The sequence below is a fragment of the Streptomyces lincolnensis genome, from assembly GCF_001685355.1.
In the GTDB taxonomy this organism is placed as follows: Bacteria; Actinomycetota; Actinomycetes; order Streptomycetales; family Streptomycetaceae; genus Streptomyces; species Streptomyces lincolnensis.
Genome location: NZ_CP016438.1, coordinates 10,035,253 through 10,045,147, shown reverse-complemented (window position 1 = coordinate 10,045,147; position 9,895 = coordinate 10,035,253). Strand labels below are relative to the sequence as shown.

General features: G+C 69.3%; 9 protein-coding genes. 4 read left to right on the top strand and 5 right to left on the bottom strand.

Translation table 11 applies throughout. The annotated features are described in order from the left end of the window. The first annotated feature begins 47 nt into the window (after positions 1-47). The gene (locus SLINC_RS44270; protein ID WP_067444201.1) at positions 48-830 is read left to right on the top strand and encodes an SDR family oxidoreductase; all 783 of its coding nucleotides are present in this window, start codon (positions 48-50) and stop codon (positions 828-830) included. Between the two features lie 70 nt (positions 831-900). Continuing rightward, positions 901-1,716, top strand: coding sequence for an alpha/beta hydrolase family protein (locus tag SLINC_RS44265; RefSeq protein WP_067444199.1), 816 nt, complete (start codon positions 901-903; stop codon positions 1,714-1,716). Here the strand turns inward: SLINC_RS44265 and SLINC_RS44260 are convergent. Next, positions 1,692-2,303: a response regulator transcription factor gene (locus SLINC_RS44260; RefSeq protein WP_067444197.1), complete on the bottom strand. Its 612-nt coding sequence runs from the start codon at positions 2,301-2,303 to the stop codon at positions 1,692-1,694. The genes SLINC_RS44265 and SLINC_RS44260 overlap by 25 nt on opposite strands. 1,305 nt (positions 2,304-3,608) lie before the next feature. Between SLINC_RS44260 and SLINC_RS44255 the strand changes: the two genes are divergently transcribed. Beyond that, positions 3,609-4,448 (top strand): AfsR/SARP family transcriptional regulator, encoded by an 840-nt coding sequence (locus SLINC_RS44255; RefSeq protein WP_067444195.1) that lies wholly within the window; start codon positions 3,609-3,611, stop codon positions 4,446-4,448. A gap of 207 nt (positions 4,449-4,655) precedes the next feature. Here the strand turns inward: SLINC_RS44255 and SLINC_RS44250 are convergent, their stop codons facing one another. The 4 genes from SLINC_RS44250 to ccrA all read right to left on the bottom strand — a co-directional run bounded on the left by SLINC_RS44250 (position 4,656) and on the right by ccrA (position 8,745). Further along, on the bottom strand, positions 4,656-5,453 hold the full coding sequence (locus tag SLINC_RS44250) for a thioesterase II family protein (RefSeq protein ID WP_067444193.1): 798 nt from the start codon (positions 5,451-5,453) through the stop codon (positions 4,656-4,658). Between the two features lie 62 nt (positions 5,454-5,515). Then, positions 5,516-6,403 carry a 3-hydroxybutyryl-CoA dehydrogenase gene (locus tag SLINC_RS44245; RefSeq protein WP_067444191.1) on the bottom strand — a complete coding sequence of 296 codons (888 nt, stop codon included), beginning with the start codon at positions 6,401-6,403 and terminating at the stop codon, positions 5,516-5,518. Continuing rightward, positions 6,403-7,401, bottom strand: a complete 999-nt coding sequence (locus SLINC_RS44240; protein WP_067444189.1) for a 3-oxoacyl-ACP synthase III family protein — start codon at positions 7,399-7,401, stop codon at positions 6,403-6,405. The genes SLINC_RS44245 and SLINC_RS44240 overlap by 1 nt, the downstream gene beginning before the upstream one ends. 15 nt (positions 7,402-7,416) lie before the next feature. Next, positions 7,417-8,745 carry a crotonyl-CoA carboxylase/reductase gene (gene ccrA / locus SLINC_RS44235; protein WP_067444186.1) on the bottom strand — a complete coding sequence of 443 codons (1,329 nt, stop codon included), beginning with the start codon at positions 8,743-8,745 and terminating at the stop codon, positions 7,417-7,419. 552 nt (positions 8,746-9,297) lie between these two features. Between ccrA and SLINC_RS44230 the strand changes: the two genes are divergently transcribed. Then, the gene (locus tag SLINC_RS44230; RefSeq protein WP_079165022.1) at positions 9,298-9,885 is read left to right on the top strand and encodes an RNA polymerase sigma factor; all 588 of its coding nucleotides are present in this window, start codon (positions 9,298-9,300) and stop codon (positions 9,883-9,885) included. The last annotated feature ends 10 nt before the right edge of the window (positions 9,886-9,895 follow it).

Sequence of the window (9,895 nt, the reverse complement as noted above, 5' to 3'; positions counted from 1 at the left end):
CCACCTCGCAGGACATTCCTTCGGACCTTCAGAACCAGGAGACGACCTTGACAGCCACCGGACGACACCAGGGCATGACCGCGCTGGTCACGGGAGGCAGCCGCGGCATCGGACGAGCCGTCAGCAGACGGCTGGCACGGGACGGCGCGCTGGTCGCCGTCCACTACGGGCACGACGAGGCGGCGGCGGACCGTACGGTCAAGGAGATCGAGACAGACGGCGGCCGGGCGTTCGCGATCCACGCGGAACTGGGCGTCCGCGCGGACGCGGCCACCTTGTGGTCCGCGTTCGACCGCGAGCTCGCCACGCATGCCCCGGATACCGAACCGGGCCTGGACATCCTGGTCAACAACGCCGGGATCACGCTTCCCCGGACGATCGAGCACGTCACCGAGGAGGACTACGACCGTGTCTTCGCCATCAACACCAAGGCCCCGTTCTTCATCCTCCAGCAGGGCCTCCGCCGACTGCGGGACGGCGGCCGGATCATCAACATCTCGTCGGCGGCCACGCGCTTCGCGTACCCGGGGATCATCGCGTATTCCATGACCAAGGCGGCCCTGGACCACCTGACGCTGTCCCTCGCCCTCGAACTCGCCCCGCGGAACATCACCGTGAACACGGTCGCTCCCGGTTTCACCGAGACCGAGATCAACCCGACCCTGAAGAACCCGCAGATCCGGCAGGCACTGTCCGCGCACTCGGCGTTCGGCCGGCTCGGCCGGCCGGCCGACATCGCGGACGTGGTCGCCTTCGTCGCGAGCGAGGACGCCCGCTGGGTGACCGGCCAGTGGCTCGACGCGACCGGTGGCGTCGGCCTCGGCCTGTAGGCCGGCCGTCTCGCGCGTCCCCACCCGTTTCCAGCCGTCCCAACAGGGCGGCAGTCCCGAGGAGCACCTCATGAGGGAGATCTCGGCCTACGCCGCCGAGGAGGAGCAGCGCGTCCTGAGCCTGAAGCCGGTCCTCGCACCCGTGCACGGGAAGTACGGTGACCACCCGCACCAGGTCTACGACGCCTGGCCCGCCGAGGATCCGGAAGCACCGCTGGTGGTGTTGCTGCACGGCGGGTACTGGCGCTACGACCGGATGCACCTGACGCCGTTCGCCTCCTGGCTGGCGAAGCAGGGCTTCTCCGTGCTGCTGCCGGGCTTTCGCCGGTCCGGGGGCGCCGGCGGTTATCCGGAGACCTTCGACGACATCGCCCGGATCGTCGGCACACTGCCCGAAGGCAGGCCGTACGTCCTGGCCGGCCACTGCTCCGGCGGCCATCTCGCCCTGTGGTGCGCGGCCCGCGCTCTCCTGCCCGCCGACTCGCCCTGGTACACGACGTCCCTCCCGCCCGCCGTGCTCGCCCTCGCCCCGCTGACCGACCTGCGGGCCACCCGCCGGGACCGGCTCAGCAACGACGCGGCGCTACAACTCCTGGGCGGGCCGGACCTGTTCGAGGCCCGGATGCCGTACGTCGATCCGCTGACGCTGCTGAAGGGGCCGGGGACGACGGGCGTGCGGACCGTACTGTTGCACGGAGCGGTCGACGAGGAGGTGCCACTGTCGCAGTTCACGGACTACGCGACGGTCCACGACGATCTGGAGACCGTCGTCCTGTCCGGCATCGGCCACTACACGCTCATCGAGCCCGGCGCGCCCGGTGCGATCGCTGTCGCCGACACCATGCGCCGCCTGGCCCCGGCTCAGGGTAACCAGCATTCGTCGTAGGCGATCCGGACCGCGTCGATGCGGTTGCGCGCACCGAGCTTGGAGACGACGGAGGTCAGATAGTTGCGCACGGTCCCTTCGGACAGACACAGGCTCTCGGCTATCTCTGCGACGTCAGCACCCCGAGCGGCCTGCCTCAGGACCTCCGTCTCCCGAGCCGAGAGGGGACTCTCTTGCGAGTTCCACGCTTCCATCAGCAGTACGGGATCGAAGAGGTTCTGGCCGGCGGCAAGCGTGCGCACCGCCTCGGCGAGCCGGTCCGGCGGGTCGTCCTTGAGGAGGAACCCCCGCGCGTGGGCGGCCAGCGCACGTCGCAACAGGTTCGGGCGGCCACAGGAGCTGAGGATCAGAGTGCGGCAGCCGGGGAGCTCCTGGTGGAGTTCGGCCACCGCGGTGAGCACGTCCGGGCCGGATCCGTCGATGTCGAGCACCGCTACGTCGGGCCGGGTTTGGAGAGCGGTCGGCACGATGTCGTTCACACTGCTCACCGAGGCCACGACGAGCAGATCCGCTTCCCGCTCCAACAGGGCCGTCAGTGCCCCACGGACCATGTGAACCTCCTCGGCGAGCAGGATTCTGGTGTGCATGATCGTGTACTTTCGTTGGGTCCGTGCGCTCCGGCCCCACGCCGGTGCACTTGCTCTGCCCCCGTGCTTCTCGGCAACCACTGCCCGCCTGCGCGAAGGCCGCAGCGGCGCCCGCGCGTGGTCACCGAACTCCGCCAGGCAGGCGTCCGCCCTGACACGTCGCGCGGTTCCGCCGGACGCGACGAGCGTGATGTGACGGGTCCTGACCTGACTGGGCCTCATGACGTTGGTGCTCCCTTCCTCGGCACGACGGCCGGCACGGCGTCGAGCGCCGGTCCAGCCCGGGTGGCCCCTGGCCATCTCACGGACGCACCGGTCCACTGCCGGAACCAGTGGAGGAGATACCGCCGCCGCGAGGTCCCGCAGCCGGTCCAGGCCGTCCGGAGTTCCTCTCATCACGGACACCGGCCGGTACCGGCCATGCCTCCAACGTGCCGCACGATGCGGGAGTCCTCGTCTTCCTGACCGACCGGACGTCAGGACGACCGCCGCCGCCCGAACCTCGCACCCATGTCATACGAATACCGATTCCGGTCGCCCAGTGACTGCCGCACAGAAGGCAGTCGATGACGGATAGACTTCCGCGAATGCGTGAAGCATTCGGAGCGCAAAAATGACGCAGAGGCGAATGCCAAGGATACGCCCCGGCCCTCTATTTCGACTTCCTGTCTCCGTTTTCGATATGGCCGACCCGGCGCACCACTGACCTGGAATTCCGCTCCGCAGCACCAGATCCATGCCCCCATGGCACCCTCCGAAACCCGCCCAACAGGCATGGACACACACATGCCGCCTTCGACGTGTGCGCTCCAACTCCCCCAAGGGGAAGGGCACATGCGCAAGTGACGCAGTGGATCTCCGCCCCGCCCGGCACCTTCTCCACCGCGCCGAGCCCGGCCCGGCAGGCCCACCCCCGGCCGAGTGGCGAATACATCTTTCCGATTGTGCGATGCGCCACACGGCGATCATTCCGACGCGAAATTAAGCGGGGGGATACGTGGGGGATGATCATGGATCCATGATGGCAGACCTGACCATCCTGTCAAGATTCCCTAAAGCCATAGAGCTTCAAAGCTTTCCCGGACAGATCTGACCTTGGTGGACATTTACGAAAACACCCTGCTGCGGAGGGGGCGTCGCGGGCCATCGAGCGAGCGGGGCGGCGCGCCGGGCCGGTGGCCGCCCGGCCGCTTGAGCCATGACATGTCATATTCACATACAAACTCATGAATGGATCACTGGGCCCCGCAGCATGATCCTGCCAGTGTTCTAGGCCGGGAGTTCCCCAGACAGCAGAGGACGAAGATGACGGACATCACGGTTCTCGGGCCGTTCACAGCCACCTATGGACAGTCGTCGTTCGCCCCGAGTGCCACCAAACCCCGCCAGGTCCTGGCACTCCTGGCACTACAGGCCGATCGCGTGGTCCCCGCGTCAACCCTGATGGAGGAGATCTGGGGCGAGGAACTGCCGCGCAGCGCCGCCACGACACTCCAGACCTACATCCTGCAGTTGCGCCGCAAGCTCGCCACCGCCCTGAAACGCGACGCCGTGACGGCGAAGAACGTACTGGTGACCCAGCACGGCGGGTACGTCCTGCGGGCCTGCCCCGAGCGGGTGGACGCACAGGAATTCGAGAAACTGGCCGCCTCGGGCGGCAAGGCCTTCGAGGCGGGCGACGACCTCACAGCCTCCAGGCTCCTCGGCCAGGCCATCGCGCTCTGGCGCGGGCCCGCGCTGATGGATGTGAAGGTGGGCCGGGTGCTGGAGCTGGACGTCGTCGGGCTGGAGGAGAAGCGACTGACCGTCCTGGCGCAGCGGATCGACGCGGACCTCGGACTGGGCCGTCATGCCGAACTCGTCCCGGAGCTCTCCGTACTGGCCGCCCAGCACCCCATGCACGAGACGTTCTGCGCGCAGCTCATGACGGCCCTGTACCGGTCCGGCGGCGCGTGGCGGGCCCTGGAGGCCTACCAGCGACTGCGCTCGGCCCTGGTGACGGAGCTGGGTCTGGAACCCTCGCAACGGCTGAAGCGGCTGCACCAGGCGGTGCTCGTCGGGGAGGAGTTCTCCGACCGCCGCAGCTTCGATCCGTCCCACCACCGCACCGCGACCCCGTCGAACAGCCGGACCAGCGCCGCTTGAGGCACGTCCGGGGTCTCTGCGCTCCCGGACCCGCCACCGTCGATCCCGAGCGACGTTCCGACCCCCATGCTCGCGGTGGGCCGGCCGGAAGTCCTGATACGGGACGTACTGGGGCTCAGGACCGGTGCGATGCGAGGGCCCGGGCCTCCTGGTGGACCTCGACCACATGAAAACCGCGGGTCAGTCCCCCGGCCCCCGGCTACTCGGCTACTCGGCGGACGACCAGCCGGCGCCATGCCGGTTCGGTCCCGCGGTCGGGCCCGGCTCGGTCGTCACCGGATCGGTCTGAGGACCGATCCGGCCGAGCCGGGCCTCAAGGGCCGTCCGGAACTCCGGCTCGTCGAGGAAGAAGTGGCCCCCGCGCAGCAGCGTCAGATCGAAGGACCTTTCGGTGAGTGAGGCCCAAGCCTCCATGCCCGCCGGATCGGTCAGCCGGTCCTGGAGTCCCGCGAAGGCGGCGATCGGCACGTCCAACGGCTCGCTGTGCGTATGCGCGTAGGTCTCGACCATCCGCAGGTCGGCGCGGAGCGACGGCAGGTACACCTGCAGCACCGACGGACTCGCGAGCAGGGCTTGCGGGATGCCGCCCATCCGGCTCAGCCCGGCCATGAACAACGGATCCGGAAGCCGGTGGAGGGGTTCGTGGGACAGCGGCCAGACGGGGCTGGTGCGCCCGGAGACGAGCAGCAGTTCGGGCGGTGTGCCCAACCGCCCGAGCCGCCGTGTGGTCTCGTAGCCGACGAGGCCGCCGAAACTATGGCCGAACAGAGCGAAGGGCCGGCTCCGGTCCTCCCCCATCAGACGGATCACCTCGGTCACGACCTGCCCGATCTCCCGCAACAGGGGTTCACGCAACCGCGTCCCATGGCCGGGCAGTTCCAGCGGGACCACCCGCACTCCTCGTGGTACCGCGGCCTCCAGGCGGTGGTACGGCCGTGCGCCGCCGCCCGCGTGCGGCAAGCAGTAGAGAGTGAGCCAGGTCCTGGCCGAGAAGACCTGCGTCATGGGTCGTCCCCTTCCGCGGCACGGGCAGGGCCCGTGCCGCCTCGATCACCAGTGGGTCGCGTTCACCGGTAGCGGTAGAACCCTCGCCCCGTCTTCCTGCCCAGCAGTCCGCTCTCCACCATGCGCGTCAGCAGCGGCGGCGGGGCGTAGAGCGCCTCCTTGAACTCGTCGTAGAGGGCGTCGGCCACCGAGCGCAGGACGTCCAGCCCGATCAGGTCGGCGAGCTTGAGCGGGCCCACGGGGTGGGAGCAGCCCAGCGTCATGCCGCTGTCGATGGTCTCGCAGGAGGCGAAGCCGGACTCGACCATCCGCACGGCGCTCAGCAGATACGGCACCAGCAGCGCGTTCACCACGAACCCGGTGCGGTCCGTGGACCGGATGGCCTGCTTGCCGAGGCCCGCGGTCACGAAGTCCTCGGCCCGGGCCGAGGCCGACTCCGTCGTGTGCAGGGACGAGATGATCTCGACGAGCGGGATGCGCTGCGCCGGGCTGAAGAAGTGGAGGCCCAGGACCTGCTCGGGCCGACCGGTCGCGCTCGCCATGGCCGTGATGGACAGGGAGGAGGTGTTCGAGGCCAGGATCGCCTCCGGATCCTCCAACGTCTTGTCGAGCTGGGCGAACAGCTCGACCTTGGCGGCCTTGTCCTCGGCGATGCTTTCGATCACCAGGTGACGGTCCGCCAGGTCGATCAGGTCGGTGGTGAAGGAGATCCGGCCCAGCGCGGCCTCCCGGTCGGCCGCGCCGATCCGCTCCGCGCGCACCGCCCGGTCGAGGGAGGCGAGGACACGGCCCCGGCCCGCCGCGAGCGAGTCCCTGGAGGAGACGGCCACCCGCACGTCGTACCCGGCCAGCGCCGACAGTTCGGCGATGCCCGAGCCCATCAGTCCGCAGCCGACGACGCCGACCCGCTCCACGCGGCCCGCCGCTTGCTGCCCGTGTGACGCCGGCATCACGCGACCGCCCCCCAGCGCAGGTAGGCGGCCGCCATCGACATGCCCCCTCCGAAGGTTCCCAGCATCACCAGGTCGCCGGGCCTCAGGTGTCCCGCGCGGGCGGCGTCGTCCAGGGTGACCGCGGCCGAGGCGCTCCCGGTGTTGCCGTAGCGCTCCAACGTGCGGTGCGTGTGCGCGTGGGCCAGGCCGCCCGCTTCGGCGAGTTGGGAGAGCAGCACACCGTTGGGCTGGTGGGGAACGAAGTGCCGCACCTCGCTGAGCGCAATGCCCGTCCTGTCGGCCAGGCGTCGCGCGAAGGGCGGGAAGTTCTCCATCACGAAGTCCCGCACGCCCCGCCCGTCCATGCGGAAGAAGTGGTCACCGCGGGCGAGGGTCTCGGCGGAGGCCGGCAGACGGCTGCCGCCCGCGTCCACCCGGATCAGCCGCTGGGCATCGCCGCGGCTGGCGAGTTCGAAGTCGACGAAGCCGGACCCGTCCGCCGTCCGGCCGACGAGCGCCGCCCCGGCGCCGTCGCCGAGCAGCACCGCCGTGCGGCGGTCGGAGAAGTCCAGGCACCGGGAGTAAACGTCGGCGGCGACCACGAGGACAAGACTCTCCGGCCGCTGGAAGACCAGGGCACGGGCGAGCGCGAGGGCGTAGACGAAGCCGCTGCACACCACGTTGACGTCGAAGCAGGCGGCGCGAGTGGCGCCCAGGAGGTCCTGCACCAGGCAGGCGGTGGGAGGCTGCGGCGAGTCCCCCGTCGAGGTGGAGACGATCAGGTAATCCACGTCCTCGGCCTTCGAGCCGGCGCGGTCCAGCGCCTCGGCCGCCGCGCGGGCGGCCAGATCGGACGTCGCCTCGTCGGGTGCCGCGTAACGCCGGCTCCTGATCTGTGTCCTGCGCTCGATCCATTCGGATTCCACTCCGACGCGTTCGGCGACCTCGGCGTTGCTCACCTCCTGCTTCGGAAGATACGAACCCGTACTCAGGATTCCTATGGAGCGGGAACTCATGGGGCAGTGTCTCCTTCAGACGGGATTTCGCATCAAGGTGATCCGCTTCTCCCCGATCCGCTCCCGCAGTTCGGGATCGGTGACGCCCAGTCCCTCGCGAGGAGCCAGGCAGCGCACTCCGACCTTTCCGACGTGGCGGTTCTGCTGGACCAGGCGTATCGCCGCACCGCTTTCCTCCAGCGGATGAACGTCGGAGAGCGCCGGAAGGAGCTTCGAGAGGCCGAACAGCCGGTTGCACTCCGCCATTTCCTGAAGGTTGGCGGCGTGGCTGCCCACGATGCGCTTCAGGTTCATCCACAGATAGCGGTTGTCGTACTGGTGCTGATAGCCGGTACTCGATCCGCAGGTGACGACCGTGCCCCCGCGGCGGACCACGAACACCGAGATCCCGAAGGTCGCCGCGCCGACGAAATCGAAGACCACGTGGGGATCCTCGCCGGTCTCCTTGCGGATGATCCTGCCCAGCCGCTTGCCGAGCGTGATCGGGTCCTCGGGTGCACTGTCGCCGTTCAGGCCGATCTCCGCACGGTTGATCACCACATCGCAGCCGAGGGCCCGCACCAGTTGTGCCTTGTCCTCCGAGCCGACCACGCCGACCGGTATGCCGCCTGCGTTCTTGACCAGTTGGACGGCGTAGGCGCCGAGGCCGCCGGCCGCTCCCCAGATCAGGACGACATCGCCGAGCTTGATCCGGGCCCCTCGGTCGCTGATCAGCATCCGGTAGGCGGTCCCGGCCGTCAGCAGGTTGACGGCTGCCTCCTCCCAGGTCAGATGGGCCGGCTTGGGCAGGAGCTGGCTCGCCCGAACCACCGTGTAGTGCGCCAGTCCGCCGAAGTTGGTCTCAAAGCCCCAGGCGCGCTGCCCGCTGCCGAGCACACCGTCGGCATGCGTCATCGGCTCCTGGTCGTCGGCCTGGATGGGGCTGACGACGACGTGGTCGCCCACCCGCCATCTGCGAGTGCCGGAGCCCACGCGGACGATGACGCCGGCGGCGTCGGACCCGATGACGTGGTAGGGCTGGTCGTGCCGGGCGGCGTGACCGCCCTCCCTGCCGAAGCGTTCCAGGAAGGTGAAGGTCGGGATCGGTTCGAACATGGCCGACCAGACGCTGTTGTAGTTGACGGAACTGGCCATCACGGCCACCAGCACCTCGTCCGGGGCCAGTTCCGGCATGGGCACCATGCCCACGTGGAGCGATTTCCGGACGTCCTTGTCCTCGACCCCCGCGAAGATCTCCACGTCTTCCTTGCGAAGGTGGGCGGCCAGGTATTCGTCCGGGACTTCCTCCCGTAGCAGTTCTTCCGGATCCGCGCCGGCCAGCACCGCCTCGGTCAGAGAAGACATGGGAATTCCCTTCAACTCGACTCCGAACAGCTTCTTTTCACGGCTATGACCTCGAGAGTTCTTCTTGCCGTGTTCCAGCACGTCGACCTCAGCGCCGGATCGCCCTGGCTTCACGTACGCCTCCATCGGTCCGGGAGCACAGGGCCCGCAACGGATCACACCACTGTCGAGTCGCACTTCGGCAGATATCCGCTTGAGGACGGGCGCGGGCTGTCCGGAGCAGCCCTCGAAACCGGCCGGACAGCACGACCACGCTCACTCGGCCGGGCTTCGAGGCAGACTCCAGTCGGCCTGGCCAGGCTTTGGGCATGGGAATCCCGATGCCCGCGCTCACTCGGCGCACAAGCCGTCCGGGTTCTGCTGACGAGCGCTGCCGTCCCCGGGACCGCCGCCCCGGCCGAACAGGCGCCTCATCGCGAACGCACCGTGCACGTCAGCAGGCGCGTCGCCTCGCGAAGCCGGGCCGTCAGCACTGACCACGGCGACCGACGCCCAAGGACGTCCTCAAGGAGAACAGAGCAGCCCCGCCCCCCACCGCACTCGTGAGGCCCCATGTCCAGCCCCCTTGGCTCAAACACGTCCGAGACGAGCGCCGAGTCCCACAACGCCGACGTCATCCCGCTCCGCGACCGCCAGGCCCCGCAGGTGAGCACCCTGTTGCCGCGCGCCCAGGCCGGCGACCCGCAGGCCATGAACGACCTGTTGCAGCACGTCACGCCCCTGGTCGTGCGGCAGTGTCAGCGAGTCACCCGGCGGCACGGCCCGGATGCCGCGCAGGAGGCGATGCTCGCGATCTACCGCGGCATCCACGGACTGCGCGAGCCCCGTGCCTTCTACACCTGGGCCCGCGCGATCGCGGTCCGCGAAGCCGTCCGTACCCGCCGGCGCCTGGGCGACTTCGCGGCCGAGGATCTGCCCGACCTGGCGCAGGACACCAACCCCATGGCCGCCGTCCACATCAGCGACGTGCTGGACCGGCTGCCCAACCACCATCGCGAGGTACTCACCCTCCGCGCGGTCTACGGCCTGGACGAGCAGGAGATGGCAACGGCGCTCGCCGTGCCGCTCGGGACGGTCCGCTCCCGGCTGCACCGGGCCCGGCGAAACTTCCACGACGCCTGGCACCAGCAGTCCGCCTGACGAACCCGCC